Annotated in this window: 19 protein-coding genes; 7 read left to right on the top strand and 12 right to left on the bottom strand. The window is 64.3% G+C overall.

The window, feature by feature from the left end; translation table 11 throughout:
* Positions 1-22: 22 nt before the first annotated feature.
* The gene (locus tag AC5ZG5_RS34645; RefSeq protein WP_456645454.1) at positions 23-3,181 is read right to left on the bottom strand and encodes an efflux RND transporter permease subunit; all 3,159 of its coding nucleotides are present in this window, start codon (positions 3,179-3,181) and stop codon (positions 23-25) included.
* Between the two features lie 10 nt (positions 3,182-3,191).
* Positions 3,192-4,391, bottom strand: coding sequence for an efflux RND transporter periplasmic adaptor subunit (locus tag AC5ZG5_RS34650; protein ID WP_456645453.1), 1,200 nt, complete (start codon positions 4,389-4,391; stop codon positions 3,192-3,194).
* Positions 4,392-4,623: 232 nt separating this feature from the next.
* On the opposite strand from AC5ZG5_RS34650, the gene AC5ZG5_RS34655 reads away from it, so the two are divergent.
* The 3 genes from AC5ZG5_RS34655 (at position 4,624) to AC5ZG5_RS34665 (ending at position 8,283) form a co-directional block, all read left to right on the top strand.
* A complete protein-coding gene (locus AC5ZG5_RS34655; protein WP_456645452.1) occupies positions 4,624-5,400 on the top strand; it encodes a cysteine rich repeat-containing protein in 777 nt (258 codons plus the stop codon).
* A gap of 145 nt (positions 5,401-5,545) precedes the next feature.
* Positions 5,546-6,676: an FAD-dependent monooxygenase gene (locus AC5ZG5_RS34660; protein WP_456645451.1), complete on the top strand. Its 1,131-nt coding sequence runs from the start codon at positions 5,546-5,548 to the stop codon at positions 6,674-6,676.
* Positions 6,673-8,283 (top strand): benzoate-CoA ligase family protein, encoded by a 1,611-nt coding sequence (locus tag AC5ZG5_RS34665; protein ID WP_456645450.1) that lies wholly within the window; start codon positions 6,673-6,675, stop codon positions 8,281-8,283. Before AC5ZG5_RS34660 ends, AC5ZG5_RS34665 begins: the two co-directional genes overlap by 4 nt.
* A gap of 271 nt (positions 8,284-8,554) precedes the next feature.
* Here AC5ZG5_RS34665 and AC5ZG5_RS34670 read toward each other — a convergent pair whose 3' ends face one another.
* Genes AC5ZG5_RS34670 through maiA form a run of 3 tightly spaced genes read right to left on the bottom strand, consistent with a single transcriptional unit; the run spans position 8,555 to position 10,879 of the window.
* Positions 8,555-9,742, bottom strand: a complete 1,188-nt coding sequence (locus AC5ZG5_RS34670) for a 3-hydroxybenzoate 6-monooxygenase (RefSeq protein ID WP_456645449.1) — start codon at positions 9,740-9,742, stop codon at positions 8,555-8,557.
* Entirely contained in the window at positions 9,742-10,257 is a 516-nt protein-coding gene (locus AC5ZG5_RS34675; protein WP_028167905.1) for a MarR family winged helix-turn-helix transcriptional regulator, read from the bottom strand. The genes AC5ZG5_RS34670 and AC5ZG5_RS34675 overlap by 1 nt, the downstream gene beginning before the upstream one ends.
* Positions 10,247-10,879 carry a maleylacetoacetate isomerase gene (gene maiA, locus AC5ZG5_RS34680; protein ID WP_130225259.1) on the bottom strand — a complete coding sequence of 211 codons (633 nt, stop codon included), beginning with the start codon at positions 10,877-10,879 and terminating at the stop codon, positions 10,247-10,249. Before maiA ends, AC5ZG5_RS34675 begins: the two co-directional genes overlap by 11 nt.
* Before the next feature lie 104 nt (positions 10,880-10,983).
* Between maiA and gtdA the strand changes: the two genes are divergently transcribed.
* Entirely contained in the window at positions 10,984-12,024 is a 1,041-nt protein-coding gene (gene gtdA / locus AC5ZG5_RS34685; RefSeq protein ID WP_456645448.1) for a gentisate 1,2-dioxygenase, read from the top strand.
* Between the two features lie 124 nt (positions 12,025-12,148).
* Here the strand turns inward: gtdA and AC5ZG5_RS34690 are convergent, their stop codons facing one another.
* The 4 genes from AC5ZG5_RS34690 to AC5ZG5_RS34705 all read right to left on the bottom strand — a co-directional run bounded on the left by AC5ZG5_RS34690 (position 12,149) and on the right by AC5ZG5_RS34705 (position 16,283).
* The gene (locus AC5ZG5_RS34690) at positions 12,149-12,976 is read right to left on the bottom strand and encodes an ABC transporter permease (protein ID WP_165435163.1); all 828 of its coding nucleotides are present in this window, start codon (positions 12,974-12,976) and stop codon (positions 12,149-12,151) included.
* Entirely contained in the window at positions 12,969-13,742 is a 774-nt protein-coding gene (locus AC5ZG5_RS34695; RefSeq protein WP_456645467.1) for an ABC transporter ATP-binding protein, read from the bottom strand. Before AC5ZG5_RS34695 ends, AC5ZG5_RS34690 begins: the two co-directional genes overlap by 8 nt.
* 136 nt (positions 13,743-13,878) lie before the next feature.
* A complete protein-coding gene (locus tag AC5ZG5_RS34700) occupies positions 13,879-14,883 on the bottom strand; it encodes an ABC transporter substrate-binding protein (RefSeq protein WP_456645447.1) in 1,005 nt (334 codons plus the stop codon).
* A gap of 11 nt (positions 14,884-14,894) precedes the next feature.
* Entirely contained in the window at positions 14,895-16,283 is a 1,389-nt protein-coding gene (locus AC5ZG5_RS34705) for an FAD-dependent oxidoreductase (protein ID WP_456645446.1), read from the bottom strand.
* Between the two features lie 137 nt (positions 16,284-16,420).
* Between AC5ZG5_RS34705 and AC5ZG5_RS34710 the strand changes: the two genes are divergently transcribed.
* The 3 genes from AC5ZG5_RS34710 (at position 16,421) to AC5ZG5_RS34720 (ending at position 19,239) form a co-directional block, all read left to right on the top strand.
* The gene (locus tag AC5ZG5_RS34710; protein WP_456645445.1) at positions 16,421-16,675 is read left to right on the top strand and encodes a hypothetical protein; all 255 of its coding nucleotides are present in this window, start codon (positions 16,421-16,423) and stop codon (positions 16,673-16,675) included.
* A gap of 231 nt (positions 16,676-16,906) precedes the next feature.
* Positions 16,907-17,854 carry an AAA family ATPase gene (locus AC5ZG5_RS34715; protein ID WP_456645444.1) on the top strand — a complete coding sequence of 316 codons (948 nt, stop codon included), beginning with the start codon at positions 16,907-16,909 and terminating at the stop codon, positions 17,852-17,854.
* Between the two features lie 5 nt (positions 17,855-17,859).
* Positions 17,860-19,239, top strand: coding sequence for a vWA domain-containing protein (locus AC5ZG5_RS34720; protein WP_456645443.1), 1,380 nt, complete (start codon positions 17,860-17,862; stop codon positions 19,237-19,239).
* Between the two features lie 258 nt (positions 19,240-19,497).
* Here AC5ZG5_RS34720 and AC5ZG5_RS34725 read toward each other — a convergent pair whose 3' ends face one another.
* From AC5ZG5_RS34725 to AC5ZG5_RS34735, 3 genes are read right to left on the bottom strand one after another with little or no spacing between them, the layout of a single operon-like run.
* Positions 19,498-21,720 (bottom strand): xanthine dehydrogenase family protein molybdopterin-binding subunit, encoded by a 2,223-nt coding sequence (locus tag AC5ZG5_RS34725; protein ID WP_456645442.1) that lies wholly within the window; start codon positions 21,718-21,720, stop codon positions 19,498-19,500.
* On the bottom strand, positions 21,717-22,211 hold the full coding sequence (locus tag AC5ZG5_RS34730) for a (2Fe-2S)-binding protein (RefSeq protein WP_028168700.1): 495 nt from the start codon (positions 22,209-22,211) through the stop codon (positions 21,717-21,719). The genes AC5ZG5_RS34725 and AC5ZG5_RS34730 overlap by 4 nt, the downstream gene beginning before the upstream one ends.
* On the bottom strand, positions 22,208-23,557 hold the full coding sequence (locus AC5ZG5_RS34735) for a cytochrome c (RefSeq protein ID WP_456645441.1): 1,350 nt from the start codon (positions 23,555-23,557) through the stop codon (positions 22,208-22,210). Before AC5ZG5_RS34735 ends, AC5ZG5_RS34730 begins: the two co-directional genes overlap by 4 nt.
* Between the last annotated feature and the right edge of the window lie 101 nt (positions 23,558-23,658).

Raw genomic sequence — 23,658 nt, forward strand, 5'->3', positions numbered from 1 at the left:
GCGAGGTGCAGTGAAGGAGCCGTTACGGCGCCTGCGGGACAATCCCCGTAGCCGGCGCCTTCGCCTTGCGCGACTTGCGCCAATTCTCGAAGCCCTGCACCACAACGAAGAACGCGGGCACGAACAGCACAGCAAGGCAGGTCGAGGCGATCATGCCGGAGAACACGGTGATGCCGATCGACTTGCGCGCATTGGCTCCGGCGCCGGTCGCGAGCACCAGCGGCACCACACCGAGGATGAAGGCAAAGGACGTCATCAGGATCGGGCGGAACCTGGCGCGTGCCGCCGCGATCGCCGATTCGATCAGCGGCTCGCGGCCTCGCACGTGATGCTCGAGCGCGACCTCGACGATCAGGATCGCATTCTTCGCCGACAGTGCGATCAACAAGATGATGCCGATCTGGGTGTAGAGGTTGTTGTCGATCCGCAAGGCTGACAACACCAGCATCGGGCCGAGCAACGACAGCGGCACAGCGAGTATCACCGAGATCGGCGCGTACCAGCTCTCATACTGACCGGCCAGCACCAGGTAGACCAGCAGTAAGGCAAGGCCGAATGCATAGTAGATCTGGTTGCTGACTGCCTTCTCCTGATACGACATCGCCGTCCACTCAAAGCCCGTACCCGGCGGCAGCGTCTTTGCGGCGATCTGCTCCATCAACGCCATTGACTGTCCCGAGCTGTAGCCCTGCGCCGGCAGGCCGATGATGGAGGCGGACGGATAGAGATTATAGAGGCTGATCAGCGACGGCCCGACCGACGGCGTGATCGTGGCGACGGTGCCAAGCGGGACCATTTCGCCCTGGCTGTTGCGCACCATCAGGTTCTGGATGTCGCGCAGGTTCAGGCGGAATTTCGAATCCGCCTGCACATAGACCTGGAAGGTGCGGCCGAATTTGTTGAACTGGTTGACGTAGCTCGCGCCGAGATAGCTCGATAGCGTCGAGAAGATCTGGTCGGTCGTGACGTTCAGCGTCTGGGTCTTGGTCCGGTCGACCTCGACGTCGTATTGCGGCACCATGGAGCGGAAGGACGAGCTGACCCGCTGCAGCGCGCTTTGCGTCTGCGCATTGGCGACGACCGCGCCGGTGATCGCCTGCAGCTTGGCGTAATCGGCATTGCCGTCGCGGAGTTCGACCTGCATCGCGAAGCCGGCGGCATTGCCGATGCCCTGGATCGGCGGCGGGGGAATCACCAGGATGCGCGCCTCCTCGATCTCGGCCAGCTTGTCGTTCAGCCCAAACACCAGAGAGCGCAGATCCTCGCCAGGCCCGCGCTGGCTCCAATCCTTCAGGATCAAATAAGCGACGCCGGCATTCGCCAGGCTCGAACTGTTGTCGAGCGCGGAGATGCCGGCGATGGAGACCACCTGCTGCACGCCGGGCGACTTGCCGGCCATCTCGCTGACCCTTTCGAGGACACGTTGTGTCCGATCCAACGCAGCACCATCGGGTAATTGCACTGCAGCCAGCAGATAGCCCTGGTCCTCGATCGGGATGAAGCCGGTCGGCACCCGCGACAGGCCGTAGCCGGCAAGACCGATCAGGATCAGCGCAGCCACGACCGACACATTGCTGTGCCTTACGAGACTGCCGATCAGGCGCGCATAGGCGCGCTCCAGCCGCTCATAGAGGGCATTGAAGCCGCGGTAGAAGGCATTGCGCTGCTCCAGCGGCACCGGCCGGCGCAGCCACAGCGCACACTGCGTCGGCTTCAGGGTCGCGGCATTGATGGCGCTGATCAGAGCGGTCGCGGCGATCACCAGCGCGAACTGCGCGTACATGCGCCCGGTGAGGCCCGGCAGGAACGCCGCCGGCAGGAACACCGAGATCAGCACCAGCGTGATGCCGACGATCGGCGCGAACAATTCATCCATCGCCTTGATCGCCGCATCATGGCCGGACAGGCCACGCTCGATATTGTGCGCGGCGCCCTCGACCACGACGATGGCGTCGTCGACCACGATGCCGATCGCCAGCACGATCGCAAACAGCGTCGAGAGATTGATGGAAAAGCCGAGCGCCGCCATCGCCGCGAACGCGCCGATGATGGTTACCGGCACTGTGGTCGCCGGCACCAGCATCGCGCGCCAGTCCTGCAGGAAGACGAGGATCACGATCAGCACCAAGAGGCCGGCCTCGATCAGCGTCTTGTAGACCTCGTTGATCGAGGCCTGGACGAAGATCGTGGTGTCGAACGGCGTGTCGTATTTGATGTCCTGCGGGAACTGCTTGGCCAGTTCCACCATCTTCTTCTCCACCGCCTTCTCGACCTCGAGCGCGTTGGCGCCGGGCGACAGGAACACGCCGATGCCGGTGGAAGGCTTATTGTTGAGCGAGAAGATCTGGCTGTAGGTCTGGGCGCCGAGCTCGACCCAGCCGACGTCGCGGACGCGGGTGACGTCGCCGACGTTTCCGGTCTTGACGATGATGTTCTCGAACTGGCTCGTGTCATCAAGCCGGCCGGCAACGTTCAGCGTGTACTGGAACGCCTGGCCGGGCGGCGTCGGCGGCATGCCGACCTGTCCCGCCGTGACCTGCTGGCTCTGCTGCTGGATCGCCTGGATGACGTCCTGCGGCACCAGATCGCGTGCCTGCAATTGGTTCGGATCGAGCCAGACCCGCATCGAGTATTGGCCGGCGCCGAACACGGTGACGTTGCCGACCCCTGACAGCCGCGACAGCTCATCCCTGATGCTGATGGTGGCGTAGTTGGAAAGGAACAGGCTGTCATAGGTCTTGTTCGGCGAGGTCAGCGTCACGAACAGCAGGATCGAGGTCGACCGCTTCTGCACCGTGACGCCCTGGCTCTGCACCGACTGCGGCAATTGCGACAGCGCGCTCGACACCCGGTTCTGCACCAGCACCTGCGCGAAATTGAGATCGGTACCGATCTTGAAGGTGACCGTCAGCGTATAGGTGCCATCGGCGCCGCTATAGGACTGCATATAGAGCATGTCCTCGACACCATTGACCTGCTGCTCGATCGGCAGCGCCACGGTGTCGATCACGGTCTTGGCGGACGCGCCGGGATAGCGGGTCGTCACCTGCACGGTCGGCGGCACCACGTCGGGATATTGCGCGACCGGCAGGTTGAGCAGCGCCACGCCGCCGATCAGGATCATCAGGATCGCGATGACGTTGGAAAGGACCGGCCGCTCGATGAAGAATTTCGAGATCATGGCCGCCCCCTCACTTCGCCGATGCGGAGGCTTCGATCTTCTGCAGTTGCGGATCGACCTTCTGGCCGGGGATCGCGCGCAACAATCCGGCGATGAGGACGCGGTCGTCCGGCTTCAGCCCGCTATCGATGACGCGCAATTCGCCTTCGAGCTGTCCGGTTTCCACCTTGCGCTGCTCGACCACGTTGTCGGCGTTGACGACCAGCACATAGCGGCCGGCCTGGTCGCTGCCGAGCGCGGTAGCGGGCACCAGCAGCGCGTCCTGCTGCTGGTCATAGGGCACGCGGACGCGGACAAAAAAGCCCGGCAACAACGTGCGGTCGGGATTGTCGAAGATGCCGCGCACCGGCAGCGTGCCGGTCGACTGGGTGAGGATCGGCGAGATGTAGTCGAGCTTGCCCTTGTGCGGATAGCCGGTCTCCGTCTGCAGGCCGACCTCGACCGGCAACTGACGCAGCTCGGCCACGGAGAGACCACGCCGCCTCGCGTCCTCGCGGATGCGCAACACGTCCTGTTCGTTGACGTTGAAATTGACCCAGATCGGATCGAGCTGGACGATGCTGGCAAGCTGCGTCGGCGAAGTCGAGCCGACGAGTTCGCCGACCGAGACGAGGTGCGCGCTGACGATGCCGTCGAACGGCGCCGTCACATTGGTGTAGCCGTAATTGACCTCTGCGATCCGGGTATTGGCTTGCGCCTGCTGCAGGCTGGCCTGGGCGTTGTCGCGATTCGCCGTCGACGTATCGAGTGTCGCCTGCGAGACCGCCTGTCGCTGCACCAGGTCGATCTGGCGCTTGAAATCGGTCTCGGCCTGCTTCAGCGTCGCTTGTGCGCCCACCTCCGCCGCCTTTGCCTGCTCGAGCTTCAACTTGTAGGTCTCAGGCTCGATCGTGAACAGCGTGGTGCCTTGCTTGACGAAGGTGCCGTCCTGATAATCGATCGACTGCAGAAAACCCTGCACGCGCGCCACCAGGTCAACGCTCTTGACCGGCGCGGTGGTGCCGGTTGTCTCCAGGAAACGCGTAATGCTGCGCTGCACCGGAATCGCGACTTCCACCTTTGGCGGCGGCGGTGGCACGAAAGTATTCTGCTCGCAGCCATTTAAGCCAACTAAGGCAGAGAGCAGGAAACCGATACGTAACAGGGGCGTGACGGCCGGTCGCGCGCCATGGTTCGATCCGCAACAGGCCGATGGGCGCGCAAGCTTCATTTCCGTGCACCAGTTCAACTTGCCCCGCAAAGAGGCGTTCATCCGGAGACGACTGTCGCGATGCATCCATAGCAACAATTGGCTTGCAGTGGAACCCGAAACAGAAAATGATACCGCCCACTAAGATTGCCGTACCAGACTTTTCAAGAGCGACCTTCTTCAAGAACGAACTTCGCAAGAATGAACTTCGGTTGAAGCGGCGGCTTCCGTCGACAACAAAGGGTTTGCTTACATGATCAAGACATTGAAGCGCGCATGCGGGCGCGCACTGCCGTTTTCCGTCGTGCTGTTTGCGACCGCAGCGCTGGCGCAGGCGCCGAGCGAGGCCCAGCGTGAGGCGATCAAGTCGCAATGCCGCAACGATTACATGGCGCATTGCTCCAGCATTCCGCCCGGCGGCGAAGCTTCGCTGCAATGTCTGCAGAAGAACATGTCGAGCTTGTCTGCAGGCTGCGCCAGTGCGGTGCGTGCAGTAGAAGCACCGGCCGCACCGAAGGCGGAGACGGCGCCGGCCCCTACCAAGACCGAGGCGCCGGCGGCGACAACCAGCGCAGCGAAGCCGAAAGCGGCGCGCACGCAGGCCAAGCCGACCGAGGCGCAGGTTTCCGCGATCCGCAGCGCCTGCCGTTCCGACTATCAGAAGGTCTGTCCCGGCGTGCCGACCGGCGGCGCCCCCGCACTGCGATGCCTCGAGAAGAACAAGGCGAGGCTCTCGCCCGCTTGCGGTGAGGCAGTTGCGGCCGCAAGTGGTGGTGCGGCGCCAGCGGCAGGCGACGGCTCCACCGCTGCGGCTACCGCACCGGCGGCGCCTGCGGCAGGGATCGTACTGCGGCCCTTGCGTCCGCGCGAAGAACTGCTCGTCGTGCGGTCGGCCTGCGGCGCCGACGTACGCTCGCTGTGTGGCGGCGTTGCGCCGGGAGGCGGCCGGATCGCGCAGTGCCTGGCCTCGAATGCCGCCTCGCTGTCGCCCGCCTGCAAGGAAGTGCTGGGACAGTTCGCGGCGCGATGAGCCCGCCGCGACCGGCCGGCTCCGCGCAGCGGAACACGAGAATGAGCTGAATAGGCCTGACCGAAACTTTCCGGTGGCGCCGCGCGCGCCCTGCGGATAGTCTAGGCGCAAAATCGTAAGTACACTGTCAATCGGGAGGAATATCGTGCGTATCGCCGTGATCGGCGGAGGTCCCGGCGGCCTCTATTTTGCCTATCTCTGGAAGCGGCGCCACCCGGACGCGGTCGTCGAATTGTTCGAGCAGAACCCGGCCGATGCGACCTGGGGGTTCGGCGTCGTGTTCTCGGACCAGGCGCTGGAATTCCTGCGCGCCGACGATCCCGATACGGTCGACGCCATCGCGCCGAACATGGAAAGCTGGAAGAACATCACGCTCAACCTGCGCGGGGAGAGCGTCGAGATCGACGGCGTCGGCTTCTCCTCGATCGGCCGACTTGCGCTGCTTTCCCTGTTGCAGGAGCGCGTCCGCGCGGTCGGCGTCACCCCGCAATTCGAAAAACCGATCCAGTCGGTCGACGCGCTGCAAGGCTATGACCTGATCGTCGCCGCGGACGGGCTGAACTCGCTGGTGCGCCGGAGTTTTGAGGGCGACTTCGGGACCTCGCTGTCCTATTCGTCCAACAAGTTCGTCTGGTACGGCACCGCGAAGCGGTTCGAGACGCTATCGCAGACCTTCGTCAAGACCGAACGCGGCGCCTTCAATGCCCACCACTATCGCTATTCGCCGACCATGAGCACGTTCCTGGTCGAGTGTGACCGTGCCACCTGGCACGCCTATGGCTTCGCCAACAAGGACGCCGATCACGCCAAGGCCGTGTGCGAGGAGGTGTTTGCCGAGACGCTCGGCGGACAGCCGCTGATCTCGAACAAATCGCTGTGGCGCAACTTCCCGTGGATCTGGAACGAGCACTGGTCGTTCAAGAACATGGTGCTGATCGGCGACGCCCTGCACTCGGCGCATTTCTCGATCGGCTCCGGCACCCGCCTTGCGATCGAGGACGCGATTGCGCTGACGAAGGCGCTCGAATCCGAGGCGCATGTCTCCACCGCCCTTCACCGCTATGAAGCCGAACGCAAACCGATCGTGAAGAAGCTGGTGACGGCGGCGCGCACCAGCGCCGACTGGTACGAGAAATTCCCCGAACACATGAAGCTCGACCCGATGGATTTTGCCTTCAGTTACATCACCCGTTCGGGACGGATCGACGACGCGCGGCTGCGCACGATGTCGCCGAACTTCATGGCAGGCTACGAGGCCTCGAGGAGCAAGTCGTGAACGAGATCGCCGACCAGGTACCATCGGACAGTCCGGGCGCGCGCGAGATCGGCTTTGCGCTGTCCGAGCGCTACAACGCAAGCCGCATCCTGTTCGACAATCTCGCGCAGGGCCGCGGGGATTTGACGGCGTTGACCGGCCCGGCGGGAACGCGGACCTACCGCGAACTCTGCGCCGACGCCGCGCGCTGGGGCCATGGCTTCGCTTCTCTGGGCCTGAAGCGCGGCGATCGCATCCTGCTGTTCCTTGACGACACCCCCGCCTATCCGGCGGCCTTCTTCGGTGCTATCGGCGCCGGCTTCGTGCCGCTGCTCATCAACACGCTGACGCCACCGGACCTCCTGCAGTTCTATCTTTCGGACGCGAGCGCGACGATCGCGGTTGCCGATGCCGAGTTCTGTTCGCGCTTCAACACTGAGGCCTGCAAGGACACGCCGCTGCAAACGCTGATCGTGGTCAATGGCGCGGCCGGCGAGCCTGCCGTACCGCAGGCCCTGCTGGCCGATGAATGGCTGCCGCGTTTTTCGACCGAGCTCGCCACAGCCGACACCCACCGCAACGAGATGGCGTTCTGGATGTATTCCTCCGGCTCGACCGGCCGACCGAAGGGCATCGTGCATCTACACCACGACATGGCCTATAGCGAGCAGGCATTCTCCCGCAGCGTGCTGAAGCTGACGCCCGGCGACATCTGCTTCTCGGTGCCGAAGATTTTCTTCGCCTATGGCTTCGGCAATTCCATCACTTTCCCGTTCTCGGTCGGCGCCGCCACGCTGCTCTTGCCCGGCCAGCCGAAGCCGGCATCGATCTTCGCCGCGATCGAGCAGTATCGTCCGACCGTGTTCTTCGGACTGCCGACGCTCTACACCGCGCTGACCAAGGCCGACGGTGCTGACAAGGCCGATTTCTCCTCACTGCGCATGGCGATCTCGGCCGCGGAGGTGCTCTCGGCTGACGTCTTCAACGGTTGGAAGGCACTGACCGGGCTGGAGATCATCGAAGGTCTCGGCTCGACCGAGGTGCTGCACATCTATCTCTGCAACCGTGCGGAGAGGAAGAAGCTGGGCGCCGCAGGCGTACGCGTCCCCGGCTACGAGATCCTGCTGCGCGACAAGGACGGCCGCGAGGTCGCCGACAACGAAGAAGGCATTTTGTGGGTGCGCGGCGATTCGAACACGCCGCTGTACTGGAATCGTCCCGACAAGACCGCCGAGACCGTGCGCGATGGCGGCTGGATCTACACCGGCGACCGCTTCGTCCGCGACCGCGACGGCTTCCATTTCTTCCGCGGCCGCGCCGACGACCTGATCAAGATATCAGGCCAATGGGTCTATCCGCTGGAGGTCGAGCTCTGCCTCGCCGATCATCCCGACGTGCGCGAATGCGCGGTCTTCGCCGCCGAACTGCCTGATAGACGCATGACGCTGAAGGCGGTGCTGGTGATGAACGACCGCGCGTTCGATGCGGAGGAGACGGCGAAGCGGCTGCAGGATTACGTGAAGGCAAAGCTGCTGCCGTACAAATATCCGCGCGAGATCAAGTTTATTGACGAGCTGCCGAAAACGGGAACAGGCAAGATCGACCGGCAGGCGGTGATGAAGATGTGATATCCGCTTACGCAACTGCCCGCCTCTCCCCTTGTGGGAGAGGCCCGAGCGCATGTAGCGAAGCGGAATGAGATCCGGGTGAGGGGTCGCGGTCTATCGAGGGACCACGACTCGCGGAGGCATACCCCTCACCCGGAATCCAAGCTGCGCTTGGATTCCGACCTCTCCCACAAGGGGAGAGGTGGAGCTTGCCGCACGGACATCACGTCACATCAACATTCGTGGTTATGGGTCCCGGGTCAAGCCCGGGACGACGGCGGAGTATGGGTGGTTACGCGTTCAACCCCGTCCCCCCGTACAGCCAGGCGAGATCACGATAGTAATCCTCGGACGTCTTCGCGCCCATGATGGCGTTGCGGAAACGGGCGTGGTCGCCGGCGGGGTGATAGATGTGCTCACCGATCGCGCGCGACCAAAGCTGCACCTGCGCGGTGCGCGGGAAGCGTTGTGCTCGGTAATGCTCCAGCGCGACCGCGTGGTCGTCGTGATGCGACAGCATGTGCGACAGACACACCGCATCCTCCATCGCCTGGCACGCGCCTTGCGCGAAATATTGCAGCATCGGATGCGCGGCATCGCCGAGCAGCGCGACGCGGCCGTCGACCCAGCGCTCGTTCGGATCGCGGTCGCACAACACCCAGAGCCGCCAGTTCTTGCCGTGACGGATGATGTTTTGCGCACGCGCATGGACGTGCCGAAAGCCCTGCATCACCTCTTCATCGCTGACCGGCTTTCCCGCGACCGGCTCCGGCGCGTCGTTGTGATAGGTGACGACGAGGTTGAATACCTTCCAGTCCGACAGCGGATAATGCACGATATGGCATTTCGGCCCGGCCCACAGCGTCGCCGCGTTCCAGCGCAGATCCTCCGGCATCTCTTCGGTCGGGATCACCGAACGGTAGGTGGTGTGGCCGGACACGCGCGGCGGCCCATCCGATGTGACCTGCTTGCGGATGTTCGACCATAAGCCATCAGCGCCGATCAGGAGCCGGCCGGTGACGCGCTCGCCATTGGCGAGTTGCGCGGTGACCGAGGCACCGTCCTGCTCGTAGCCGGTCACCTCGCTGCTGACGCGCAGCTCGATCAGTTCGTGCTCGCGGCAGGCGCGCAGGAACACGCCATGCAAATCGCCGCGATGCACCACAGCATAGGGATTGCCGAACCTGGTTCGGAACGGCTCGCGCAGATCGACATGGGTGATCTCTTCGGCGGTGAGTGCATCCATCAGGCGGAGCTGGTCGATATAGACGGCCATGCGCCGTGCGGCCTCGCCGACGCCGAGATAGTCGAAGGCATGGAATGCGTTCGGGCCGAGCTGGATGCCGGCGCCGATCTCGCCGAGCGTGGCGGACTTTTCCAGCAGGATCGAGCGAATGCCCTTCTGCGCAAGCCCGAGCGCCGCGGCAAGGCCGCCGATGCCGCCACCTGCGATCAGGACCGGCAGGTTGCTCTTTGCCATCAGCCCGACTTCCCGAGATGTTCGAGGGCGTCCTCGGCGCGCAGCGGCACGCGCGAGGCCTCGTTGTTGAGATCGACGAGCTGTGCGAGCAGCGCCATCAGCGTCTTGCGGTCGGCAGGCTTGAGCGGCTGCAGCATCCGCGCCTGGGCACGGTCAACCACGGGCATGATCTCGCGCAGCAGCGAAGCGCCCTGCCGGGTGATGGTGAGCAGCTTGACGCGCTTGTCATCGGAATCGGACTTGCGCTCGATCAGACCCTTGGTCTGCAGCCGCTCGATCACATTGCCGAGCGTGGAGCGATCGAAGGCGATCACGGCGGACAGCCGCGTCGCATCGATGCCGGGATGGGTGTGGATTGCGATCAGCGCGGCATATTGCACCGGCGTCAGGTCGAACGCCCTGCACTCCTCGACAAAAATCGAGACAGCGATCTGCTGCATCCGCCGGAACAGATAGCCGGGCGCGGTATAGACCGCGTCCATGGTAACAAGGGTTGGCTTGTTATTATTCGGCATCGCCTTGCTTGTCCGGAGCGGCGTCGGCAAACGCCCTCATTGCCTTGGCTGCGGCTTCCGCCTTGAGCAGCCGCGGAAAAGCGCTGACATCGACACCGAAACGCCGCGCATTAGCAAGCTGCGGCACCAGGCAAAGGTCGGCCAGCGTCGGCATAGCTCCAAAGCAGAACGGCCCCGCTCCGCCCGCAGCCAATATCTCGCAGGCCGAAAGCCCCTCGCGGTTAGCCCAGGCCGCCCATTCCGTTACCTTTTCTTCAGGCAGGCCAAGCTGTCGCAGCCGCGCCAGCACTTTCAGGTTTTGGACCGGATGGGTGTCGCAGGCGATGGCCTGCGCGAAGGCGCGGACTTTTGCGCGCTGCAGCGAATCCGTCGGCAATAGCGGCGGTTCTGGATGGCTCTCGTCGAGCCATTCGATGATGGCGAGCGACTGGGTCAGTATCGCGCCCGCGTCGCTTTCCAATGTCGGCACCAACCCTTGCGGATTGATTGCGAGATAGGCGGGCGCGCATTGTTCGCCTTTGCGAAGATGATGCGGCAGATGCTCAACGGTGAGCCCCTTCAGGTTCAGCGCGATCCGCACCCGATACGCGGCGCTGCTGCGGAAATAGCCGTGCAGCTTCATCGGAACCTCCCTGGTGTCTTCTGATTTTCTTCAAGTTGACGCTAGCCATATTGTCAGTATGCTGTCAATCAGCGAACAACATAGAAATGGACGGGAGGCCTGCCATGGAAGCGGTGCAGAAGACGCCGGAGCGCGAGGCGTTCTACAAGAAGATCGACGGCGAGAATCTTTCCGCACTCTGGAACGTGATGAACGATCTGATCACGCCGGAGCCGAGGAGCGCTTGCCGGCCGCACCTGTGGAAGTTCGACCAGATCCGCGACTACATGAATGAGGCAGGCAAGCTGATCACGGCCAAGGAAGCCGAGCGTCGAGTGCTCGTGCTGGAAAACCCCGGCCTGCGCGGGCAATCGAAGATCACGACGTCGCTGTTTGCCGGCGTGCAGATGGTGGTGCCCGGCGATATCGCCCCGGCCCACCGCCACAGCCAATCGGCGCTGCGCTTTGTGCTCGAGGGCAAGGGCGCTTATACGTCCGTCGACGGTGAGCGCACCGCGATGTCGCCGGGCGATTTCGTGATCACGCCGTCGATGACCTGGCACGACCATTCCAACGAAACCAGCGAGCCGATGTTCTGGCTCGACGGGCTCGACATCCCAATGGTGCAGTTCTTCGACGCTTCCTTCGCCGAGGGCGCGAAGGAAGATCAGCAGCAGATCACGAAACCCGCCGGCGACAGCTTTGCGCGCTATGGTCACAACCTGCTGCCGGTCGACCAGAAGCGCGCGTCGAAGACGTCGCCGATCTTCAACTATCCCTACAGCTACACCCGCGAAGCGCTGGAGCAGGCCAAGGCGTGCGACGAATGGGACGCCTGTCACGGCCTGAAGCTGAAATTCTCCAATCCCGAGACCGGCGACTATGCGATGCCGACCATCGGCACTTTCATCCAGCTCCTGCCGAAGGGCTTCAAGACCGCGCGCTATCGCTCAACGGATGCGACCGTATTCGCCGCGATCGAGGGCAAGGGTCGCACCAGGATCGGCGAGCAGACCTTCGAATGGGGCCCGCGCGACCTGTTCGTGGTGCCGAGCTGGCACTGGGTCACGCATGAGGCGGATGTCGATTCGGTGCTTTTCAGCTTCTCCGACCGCCCGGTGCAGCAGAAGCTCGACCTGTTCCGTGAAGACCGCGGCAATGCATAGCCGCTCTCTCCGTCATGGCCGGGCTTGACCCGGCCAGCCACGCCTTTGGCGCAACAGGAGAGCAAGAGCGTGGATGCCCGGGACAAGCCCGGGCATGACGGCTGTGGTGGAGCGGAACCACCTCTCATCGCCAGTGGAGCAGCCTCGCCTCAAGCAAATTGATCAGCTTCCCCACTGCGAGCCCGAACAGCGACAGGATCACGACGCCGGCGAGCAGTTGATCGGTTTGCATCAAATTGCCGGCCTGCAGCACGAAAGCGCCGATGCCGTACTGCGCGCCGATCATCTCGGCGCTCACCACCAATAGCAGCGCGACCGAGGCGGTGATGCGAAAACCCGCCAGGATCGAGGGCAGCGCGCCCGGCCAGATCACGCGCCGCACGATGGCATGAAACGGCACGTTGAAGCTTTGCGCCATGCGGATCAGATTGCGCGGCACCGCATCGACGCCGCTATAGACCGAGATCGCGGTGGAGAAGAACACCCCGAGCGCAATGGTCGCGATCTTGGGTTCTTCCCCGATCCCGAGCCAGAGGATCAACAATGGCAGCAGCGCGATCTTCGGGATCGGAAACAGCGCCGAGATGAAGGTGATGCCCACGCCGCGCGCCAGCGTCGACAGGCCGATCGCAAAACCGACGATGACGCCGGCCACCGTGCCAAGCAGCCAGCCAACGCCGATCCGCATCACCGACCAGCCGAGATGCTGCCAGAGCGCGCCCGACATCGCGAGCTTATAGGTCGCGACCGCGATCGCCGATGGCGGGGGCAGGAACAGCGGATTGACCCATCCGGCACTGCCCGCCAGTTGCCACAGTGCAATGACGAGCGCGAGCGCGATCCAGCCCGACGCGCGCCCCGTGCTCGGCGTGAAGCCGGCGCCGCGAAACGCGACCGGCCGCGGCTTGGCGTCGATATCCGATGGTGTCTCTGGTGGCGCGCGCTCAAGCATGCTGCACCTCGCGCTCGGCATCGATCGCCTCTTCGCGGATCAGCGACCATAGCTCGTCCTGCAGCACCAGCAGTTTTTCGCGCGCATTCCTGTCGCCGCGCTCGCTGCGTGTCATCGCTATGGGCACGACTTTGCGGATGCGTCCGGGCCGGCGCGACAGCACCACGATGCGGTCTGCAAGCCGCACCGCTTCCTCCAGATTATGCGTGACATAGACCGCGCCCATCGCGCCGTCGGCAAGCAGGCGGACGAAATCCTCCATCAGGAGTTCGCGTGTCTGCGAATCCAGCGCCGAGAGCGGCTCGTCCATCAGGAGGATTGCCGGCTTTACGGCCAGCGCCCGCGCAATGCCGACGCGCTGGCGCATGCCGCCGGAAAGCTGTTTTGGGTAGGTCCCACGAAAATCGAAAAGCCCGGTGCGGCGGAGCGCATCATCGACGATGCCGCGGCGCTCCGCAGCACTGAGTGCCGTATGCTCGAGCGGGAACGCGACGTTCTCCTCCACCGCGCACCAGGGCAGCAACGCAAAATCCTGGAACACGAAGGTCAGCGGATTAAGGCTGTCCTTTGGCGGCGCACCGCACAGCTCGGCCGCGCCGCCGCTCGGCCGCAACAGGCCGCCGAGGATCGAGAGCAGCGTGCTCTTGCCGCAGCCGGAGGGGCCGACAATCGCAACCACCTCGCCCGCCCGCACCGTGAACGAGACGTCGTCGAGCACGTCGAGCGTGTCGAAGCGGTGGCTGATATGGTCGGCGATCAGGTCCATCTGGCTCTTGCTTGGCTCCGCACTTCGTTCTCGCTCGTCATGCCCGGGCTTGTCCCGGGCATCCACGTCTTTCCTTCCCTGGCCACAAAGTGCGTGGATGGCCGGGACAAGCCCGGCCATGACGGCGACTACGGTATCAATCCGGCTTCACATATTCCTTCGCGATGATGCTGTCCGCATCAAAGCCCTTGTCGACAAAGCCCTGCTCCTGCAGCCAGGAAATCTGGTTGGCGACGTTCTTGACGTCGAGCTTGCCGTCGGGATCGATATAGGCGCAATTGCCGACCACCTGCTCAACTGGCAGATTTGTGTATTTGGCGATGATGTCGAGCAGCGGTTTTGTCTTTTCGTTGATCGGTGCTGTGCCGTTCTTCATCGCAGCCAGGATCACGTCGTGATATTCGCGGTCGGCCCTCACCAAAGCTGCAAGCACTTTCGTCACCAGCGCCTTGTTTGAAAGCGTCTTTGGCGAAGCGAACACAGCGCCAAGCTGCCACGGCGTCTCGTCGCCGACCCAGCCGAGGAGTTTGGCGCCGTTCGTCTCCATCAGCGGGCGCGCGGTCGAGACCGGCAGCAGCGCCGCATCGACGGTTTCGCCCTTCAGCGCGGCGGCCGCGTTCGAAAGCGATTGCAGCGGCACCACCTTCACGTCCGCAAGCTTGAAGCCATATTTGTCGGCGAGCAGGCCGAGCGAATAATGAAAGCTGGAGCCGACCTGCGTCACCGCCACGCGCTTGCCCGCAAGATCCTTCGGCGTCTTCAGCCCGGCCGCATAGGCGTTGTTTGAGGCGAAATAGCCGATCAAGGGGTACCCGGCCTTCTCGCGGCTCATGCCGCCGATCACCTTCAGCGTGCCCTTGCCGGCGAGATTGTAGAGCCCGGCGGTGAAGGCCGTGACGCCGAAATCGACATCGCCCGAAGTGGTGGCGACCGCGATCGGCTGCGCCGCGTCAAAGAAATCCAGTTCAACATCGAGCCCGGCCTCGCGGAAATAGCCCTTGTCCTGCGCGATGAACACCGGCGCCGAGGACGACAGCCGGAGCGCGCCGATCTTGGCCTTCAGCAGCTCATCGGCAGGCGCTGTCCCGCTCGCCGTCAGCGCCAGCAGGCCCGCAAGCGCGAGCCGCACAAAACCCTTCATCCGCTTCCTCCTCACAATCCGTCAGGAACTTTCTGCTCGCGCCCGATGAAGGCGTCCTGCTGTTTCAGTTCCTGTTGCAGTCTGTCTACAGCGATGTCGCGCGGCCTGGTATTGCCGGACAGCGCGAGCGCGGCGGCCGAGCCTGCCGCTTCCCCCATCGCAAAGCAGGCGCCGGAGACGCGCGCCGCCGACTGCCCCTCATGGGTCATCGAGGCGCAGCGCCCGGCAATGAGGAGATTGTCGACGCATTCGGGCACCAGCATGCGATAGGGCAGCTCGTTGAAGCCGCGCGATTGCGGGATCGGCGGGAACTTGAAGATGACATCGCCGGCGACATGCGCCTCGATCGGCCAGCCATTGACGCCGATGGAATCCTCGAAAGAGGCGCAGCCGAGCACATCCTCGCCGCTGAGCTTGTAACCACCGATCACGCGCCGCGTTTCGCGGATGCCGAGCTGCGGCGGCAGGTCGACGATGTAGGAATTCTCGAAGCCCGGCACCGTGCGCAGGAATTCGAACGCCTGGATCGCCTGGCGGCGGCCGTCGATCTCGCCGCGGGTCAGGTCATCAGGCTCCAAACCGTTGATGGCGGTGCCGTCCTCGCGCGCGAGCTGGGTGAAGTTCACCCGCCATTCGATCTGAGAGCGCTGTGGCCGCACGATCGCGGCCTTGCGTGGAAACTTGTGGGTACCGGCGGCTTCCACCTTTTCCATCAGCGCCGGAATCGTGCGCCAGGCGTCACCGGCCTTTTCGGGGTCGATGCCGTTGAGACGGAACATCATCGAGGGATAGAGCATGCTGCCCTTGCTATCGCCGACCTCGAACGGCGCGCCGGCCCAGGCGGCGAGATCGCCGTCACCTGAGCAATCGATGAAGATGCTGGCCAATACCGCGCGGCGGCCAGCCTTAGTCTCTACCATCAGCGCGCCGATGCGCTTCTCGCCATCCATCACGACGCCGGCACCGAGCGCATGGAAAAGGATATCGACCTTGTGGCCCGCCAGGAGATCATCGGCCGCGATCTTGTAGGCCGCGGTGTCATAGGCCTGCGCCAGGATCTTGCCGAGGATCAGATGCGGCTTGTTCAGCCCGCCGAGACGGTCGATTCGATCCAGCAGGTCGGAGGCGATGCCCTGCACCACCCGATGCGCTTCGCCGTGGACATTGGCGTGCAATCCGCAAAAGTTGGTCACGCCCGCGGCGGTGCCCATGCCGCCGAGAAAGCCGTAGCGCTCGATCAGGAGCGTGCGCCGCCCCGCACGCGCTGCGGCAACCGCTGCCGCGATCCCGGCAGGCCCACCGCCGAGCACCGCGACTTCATATTCGCCATAGATCGGCACGCGCCGTGCGGGTTCGTCGATCGTCTTTGGCACGCTTGCTTCCCAAAAGTGACCCGCCATCATGACGGGCTGGAGGATTTTGTTATCGCAACAACGGGCTAGCAAAGAAAGCTCGGTCAGGAAATGGCTCGCGCGCAAAGTTGATGTTGCTCGCGTTTCACGGAACTGAGACAAGGGGCCGGTAAAGGACGGGCGACATGAAACGCCTCAGCCTCATAACCCTCGGCCTTCTGGTCGGCTTCGCCCCTCCCTCGGCAGCGGTCGAGCAATGCCGGTTCATCCAGGCGAAAGCCGAGCGGGAAGCCTGCTATGAGCGGCAGGCCGTGGCGCTCGAGGCCAAGCGCAAGCCGGAGCCGGTCTACGACAGCAAGCCGATGGAATCGCTGCAGCAGATGCGGCGGGATGACGAAGAAGTCTACAAGAGCTTGCGCAGCATCTGCCGCGGCTGCTGAGCGGCGTCGACGGTACTTCCCCCTCTCCCCATTCTTACGGGGGGAGGGTTGGGGCGGCCTCCGCAAACACCGTGACAGATGGAATCGCGGGGGGCTCCCGGTTGGAGAACAAATATCGCTAGGCGGAAAATCCCGGAACCAGGTCCGCCCTCGCGCAAATGAGCCTTGTGCTTTGCCGGGGAGGGAGGCAGAACAACCTGATGCACCAAGGCAAATCCGGAGCTCACATCGGTGGCTGACAATCGGCCTGCGGCCTCGATCGAGGCCGTCGAAAGCGGCCTCGCCGCGCAAGGCTATATCGCGAGCCGGCAGATCGCGACCGCGGTTTATCTTTCGCGAGAGATCGAGAAACCGATCCTGGTCGAAGGGCCCGCGGGCGTCGGCAAGACCGAGCTGGCGAAGGCGATCGCCGCCTGGCGCGGCATGAAGATGATCCGCCTGCAGTGCTATGAGGGCCTCGATGAGGCCAAGGCGCTGTATGAGTGGAAATACGCCAAACAGCTCCTCTATACGCAGATCTTGAAGGACAAGCTCGGCGAGGTGCTGGGCGGCGCGCAGACGCTGCATCAGGCGCTCGACCAGCTCCACACCTTCGGCGACGTGTTCTTCTCCAAGGAATTCGTCGAGCCGCGGCCGCTGCTGCAGGCGCTGGAGCAGCCGGCGGGCTGCGTGCTCCTGATCGACGAGATCGACAAGTCGGACGCCGAGTTCGAGTCGCTGCTCCTCGAAATCCTCAGCGATTTCCAGGTCACCATTCCCGAGCTCGGCACGGTTTCGGCGATCGCGCCGCCGACCGTGATCCTGACCTCCAACAGCGAGCGCGATCTCGGCGACGCCCTAAAGCGGCGCTGCCTGCATCTGCATATCGGCTTTCCCGAACAGAAGCTGGAAGAACGCATTGTCGAGAGCCGCGTGCCCGGCATCTCGCAGACGCTGCGCCGGCAGATGGTCGGCTTTATTCATGAAATCCGCACCCTCGACCTGAAGAAGCTGCCGTCGGTCAGCGAGACCATCGATTGGGCGCGCGTGCTGGTGCTGCTGCAGGCAACCGAGCTCGACCACGAGATCGTCAAGGACACGCTGAACGTCCTGCTCAAATACGAGGCCGACATCGAGGCCGCGCAGCCGCAACTCACCACCTTCATCGCCAAGGCGTCGCGGCAGGGCGTGTTCGGGTAGACGCCATGCGCGAGAACCTGCATCGGTTCCTTCGTGCCGCGCGCGGAGCCGGGGTCCGGGTCTCGCCTGCCGAAAGCATCGATGCGATGCGCGCGGTCTCAAAGGTCGGCTTTGCCGATCGCGGCGTCCTGCGCGACACTTTCCTGCTGACGCTTGCGAAGTCGCAGGACGAGAAGCGCGCGCTCGGCGAATGTTTTGATCTGTTCTTCAGCCAGCCCGAGCCGGCGCAGGATACGGCGCAGGACGAGAGCAAGTCGGACGATGCCGAGCGGGCGGATTCAAGCGCTGGCTCTGATTCCTCGAGCGAAAGCGGCAGCGGCGATCAGGCCCAGAATCTTGGCCCCCTCGCGCAGATGCTGCTGTCGCAGGACCGTAATGCGATAGCGGCGGCGATCGCCAACGCCTCCGGCGCGGCCTCGCTCTCAAACATCAGATACTTCACCCAACGCGGCATCTTCTCGGGCCGCATCCTGGACGCCATGGGCATCCAGCGCCTGCGCGACGATCTCGACAACCTGACCGCGACCAATCCGGCATTGGCCGAGCGGCTGCAGGCGGCACTCGACGGATTGCGCGGCACCGTCCGCGACACGGTCTCGCAGGCGCTTCTGCTCTACGGCCGCGAGGAGACAGAGAACCTGCGCAACGAGATCCTGCGCAATGCGCCGCTCGCCCGGATCGAGCCGCGCCAGGTCGAGCAGATGCGCGCGCTGATCCGCCAGATCGCCCGCCGCCTGCGCGAACGCTACTCCAAGCCGCGCAAGCGCCAGCGCCGCGGCCATCTCGACGTGCGCCGCACGCTGCGGCGAAACGCGGCCTGGGGCGGCGTGCCCTTCCTGACCGCCTGGAAGCGCAAGCACCGCGACCGGCCGAAGATCGTCGCGCTCTGCGACGTCTCCGGCTCGGTCGCGCGCGTGTCCGATTTCTTCCTGCTGTTGATCCACTCGCTGCACGAAGTGGTCGACGATGTCCGCTCCTTTGCCTTCTCCGGCCATCTGATCGAGGTGAGCGACATATTGGAGGACAAATCGCCTGAGGCGGCGATGGCCGAGATCATGTCGAAGGTCGGCTTCGGCTCTTCCGACTATGGCAATTCGCTTGCCGATTTCGAGAAGGGCTGGATGGACACGATCACGCCGCAGACCACCGTGATCGTGCTCGGGGACGCCCGCAGCAACAACCTCGATCCGCGCGCCGACATCTTGCGCCGCATCGCCGAGCGTTCGAAACGCCTGGTCTGGCTCAACCCGGAAGGCCGTCTGACCTGGGGCTTCGGCGATTCCGAGATGCCGCGCTACGCGACCTTCTGCAGCGTGGTGCGGCAATGCGCCACCGCCCAGCAGCTCGAACGCGCGGTCTCCGATATCGTCGCGACTTATCAATAAACCGCGGGCGGCGTGAAACGTTGCGCGACGCTGGCGCGGCGAACGCCACCTCTCCCCTTGTGGGAGAGGTCGGAATTCAAGCGCAGCTTGAATTCCGGGTGAGGGGTCCGCCTCCGCGAGCACAGTGCGTGGAGAGAGACCCCTCACCCGCATCGCATTCCGCTTCGCTGCATGCGATACGGCCTCTCCCACAAGGGGAGAGGCGCGTCCGAACAAGTGGAGACGGCGCGCACGATGTCAGCGCGATACTCTTACCGTTCACGCGTCGATCGCGTCTTTGATGCGTTTGCGCGTCAGCGGCAGGTTGCGCAGACGTTTGCCGGTGGCGTGGGCGATGGCGTTGGCGATCGAGGCTGCGGCGGGGCCCTGACCGGTCTCGCCGCTGCCGAGGAACGGCTGGCCAGGGCGGTTGATGATGTGGACATCGATGCGGTCAGGCACCGCGTCGAAGCGCAGGATCGGATAGGTCTGCCAGTCGATGCTGGTGATCCTGGTGTCGTCGAAGCTGACGCTCTCATACAGCGTCCAGCTCATCGATTGCATGATCGCGCCCTCGATCTGGTTGGTCAGCCCATCCGGATTGACGACCTGCCCAGAATCGACAGCGGCGACCGCGCGCAGCAGCCGCGCACGTCCGGTCTCGCGATTGACTTCGACTTCCGAAGCGATGGCGCAATAGGCCGCAAGGTTCTTGTAACGCGCGAAGGCAAAGCCGTAGCCGCGGCCGGCTTGCGGTTTCTGATCTCGCGTCCAGCCAAATTCCTGCGCGGCCTTTTCGATGACGTCGCGTCCGCGCGCGTCCTCGAGATGCCGCAAGCGAAACTCGACCGCATCGGCGCCGGCGAGCCCGGCAAGCTCATCCATGAAGCTCTCGATCGAGAACACATTGTGATAGGCGCCGAGCGCGCGCATCGCCGAAATCCGCAGCGGCATCGCTGGAATGAAATGATGCACCACGTGCGCGTTGGCAAAATTGTAGAGCGGGATCGCGTTGCGGTCGCCGCCGCCTTCCGGCAAAGGCAACGGCTTTGGCGGCGGAACGGCAAAGCCCTGCGCCATGTGCTGCGCGGCGAGCAGCGTGCCGGCGTTGCCCGGCCGCATCGAATGGGTGTTGCTCCACACCGCAAAATTCCAGTCGGCGATGCGGCCATCGGCGTCGAGCGAGGCCTTCAGCTTCGTCACCATCGCCGGCCCGAACGGCTCCCAGGCGTGCTCCTGCTCGCGCATCCATTGCACGCGCACAGGCCGCCCGGGCAGCGCCCGCGCGATCAGCGCGGCGTCGGCCGCAACGTCGTCGGCACCATTGTGGCCGTAGCAGCCGGAGCCCTCGACATGGATCAGGCGGACGCTCGCGGGCGGCATCCGCAGCATCTCCGCAATCGCCTGGCGATCCGGGCAGACACCTTGGGTGTGCGTCCAGACCGTCATTGCGTCGCCCACGAAATGCGCCACCGCGCAGGATGGCCCGATCGAGCCATGCGACTGATAGGGGCGCGTGTAAGTGGCCTCAACGGTCTTTCGACCGGAGACGGAAGGATCGCTGCGATTGAAGATGGTGGAATCATGGGAAGGCAAGCTCGTGAGCACATCGAGCAGATCATCCTGCTTCGGCAGGCTCGGGCTTTCCTTCCATTTCGCGGCGGCGGCGAGCGCGTTCATCGCCTTGACCGCCCGAAACTCCTTGTCCGCGACGACAGCGAGAAAATTGCCATCGCGCACCACCTTGACGACGCCGGGCAGTTTCTCGACGGACGAGCTGTCGCATTCGACGAGCTGCGCGCCATAGCTCGGCGGCCGCACCACGCGCGCATGCACCATGTCAGGCAGCCGCGTGTCCTGTACATAGGCTTCGCCGCCCGTGACCTTCGCCGGGATGTCCACGCGCGGCACGGGGCGGCCCATGATCTTGAAAGTCGCCGGATCTTTCAATTTCGATTGCGGCTGCGCCTGCACATGAAGCATGTCGGCAGCGACCAGTTCACCGTAGGTGAGCCGCCTGCCATCCCGAGCAACGACCGCGCCGTTGTCGGTCTTCAGGCTCTCGGCGGCGAGGGCGAACCGCCGCGCCGCCTCCGCGATCAGGAGTTCGCGTACCTGCGCGGCGGCATTCAGGATCGCGGTGCCGGAATCCTGCATCGAGTGGCTGCCTGATGTATAACCCTCGTTGGCCGTGAGTTGCGTGTCCGCGGTGACGACGTGGATCGCCTCAAAAGGCACATCGAGCTGTTCCGCGGCGATCTGCTGGAACGCCGTCTTGAATCCCTGCCCGAGCTCCGCCTTGCCGGTGAAGGCGGTGATGCGGCCATCGGCGTCGATGCGGAGCCAAGAATCGAGATAGGGCGCGGTCGCGAGGCTGCCCGGCCGCTTTGCAGCCGCCGGCGTCCCTTCTTCCGCGAATGCACGGCCGAGCGAGAAGCTGACAACGAGGGCGCCGCCACCCTGCAGTACGCGGCGGCGATCGAGGATGACAGGCGCATTCATTGGCCGCTCCTCTCGTTTGCGGATGCATCCGCCGTATCCATCAATCGCGCGGCGCGATGCACCGCGCGCAGGATGCGCATATGGGTGCCGCAACGGCAAAGATTGGGTTGCAGCTCGGCACGGATCTGCGCATCGGTCGGCTTCGGATTCCTGAGCAGCAGCGCCTGCGCCCGCATCATCATGCCGGCGATGCAATAGCCGCATTGCGCCGCCTGCTCCTCCATGAAGGCGCGCTGGATCGGCGCCGGCGCGGACACGGTGCCGAGACCTTCCAGCGTCGTCACCTGCTTGCCTTCGAGCAGCACCAGCGGCGTCACGCAGGACAGCACGGCCTTGCCATCGACGATGACGGTGCACGAGCCGCATTGGCCGAGCCCGCAGCCGAACTTGGCAGCGTTGAGCTTCAGGTCGTCGCGCAGCACGTAGAGCAGCGGCGTATCCGGATCGGCATCGATGTGATTTTCCTGGCCGTTGACCTTCAATGTCATCATGGCTGGTCTCGCTGCGAAGGGTCGGCTGCCGCATTGCGCGGCCCAATGGAAGTCTGGAGAAGCGCGGTCTGGGTGCGGCGCGCATCCGCAACGGTCTTTTCAACGTCAGTCCAGGGCTGTTCCTTGCTGAAACGCGTGCGCAGGTAATTGAGGAGCGAAGTAACCTGCGCGTCGGTCATGCTGTCGGCGAAGCCCGGCATGATCGGACTGCGTTCGCCCGCCACCGCCGGAACGCCGGCCAAAATGAGATTGGCGAGGTTGCGGGGATCAGGACTGGTGACCGCAGTGCTCAGCGCAAGGTTGACGCCGCCATAAGGCAGCGGCCGGCCGGATTCATGGCAGGAGGCGCAGGCCGCGACGTAGATCGCGGCACCCGTCGGGTCTCCTTGCGCCGGTGCTGATTCGGCTTGGGCGAGCACAGCGCTGCGATCGCGTTCCGGCTTCGCCGCGCCGGAGACGTCCATCATATAGATGGCGATGGCGCGCACGTCGGTGTCGGGCACCGTGGAGAGGTTGCTCACCACCTCCGCCATCGGCCCGCGCGCGGTGCCATGATCGGGATGCCAGCCGTTGCGCAAATAGGCATAAAGTGACTCCGTGTTCCACGGCACCGGCGCATGCGCGCGGTCGTTAAGGGCATAAGCGTGCCAATTGTCGGCCTCGCCGCCGGCAAACTGCGCGCTCACACGCTCGGCGCCCAGCGCATTGCGCGGCGTGTGGCAGGCGCCGCAATGGGCGAGGCCGTCGACCAGATAGGCGCCGCGGTTCCATTGGGCGCTCTTTGCCGGATCCGGCTGGAACGTCTCGCGGCGCAGGAACAGCAATTTCCATCCGGCGATGATGGGTCGCTGATCCAGCGGAAAGACGAGTTCGTTCGGCCGGGCCACCGCATGCACCGGCGGCCGGGTCATCAGGAACGCATAAAGCGCCCGGTCGTCCTCATCGGTGACATTGGTGAAGTGGTCATAGGGGAAGGTCGGATAGAGATGCTGGCCCTCGCGATTGACGCCGGTGCTCATGGCACGCCCGAAAGCCTCTTCCGACCACCTGCCGATGCCGGTCTCCGGATCCGGCGTGATGTTGGAGGAGAAGACCACACCGAACGGGGTCGGGACCGGCACGCCGCCGGCAAAATCCTGGCCGCCACGCACGGTATGACAGCTACTGCAATTTCCCAGTGCAGCGAGCTCGCGGCCACGCTTGACAACGGCCGGATCGAACGATGCCGGTGGCGGCGGTTCGATCGCGGCGATTGCGGGTTGCCACACGATCGCAAAGGCCGCCGCTGCGCCTGCGGCCAGCGCGACAGCGACAATGCCTGCGATGATCCGTGGCGATCTCGCCATGCCGGCCATTTGAGTTTGTGGTTGGACCGTGTTTTAACACGGATATCCCGGCATCGTTCGCCGGCGGGGCTCCCGATCACCGCTTCTTGACTGCGTCTGAA

Source organism: Bradyrhizobium sp. Ses1, assembly GCF_059512365.1.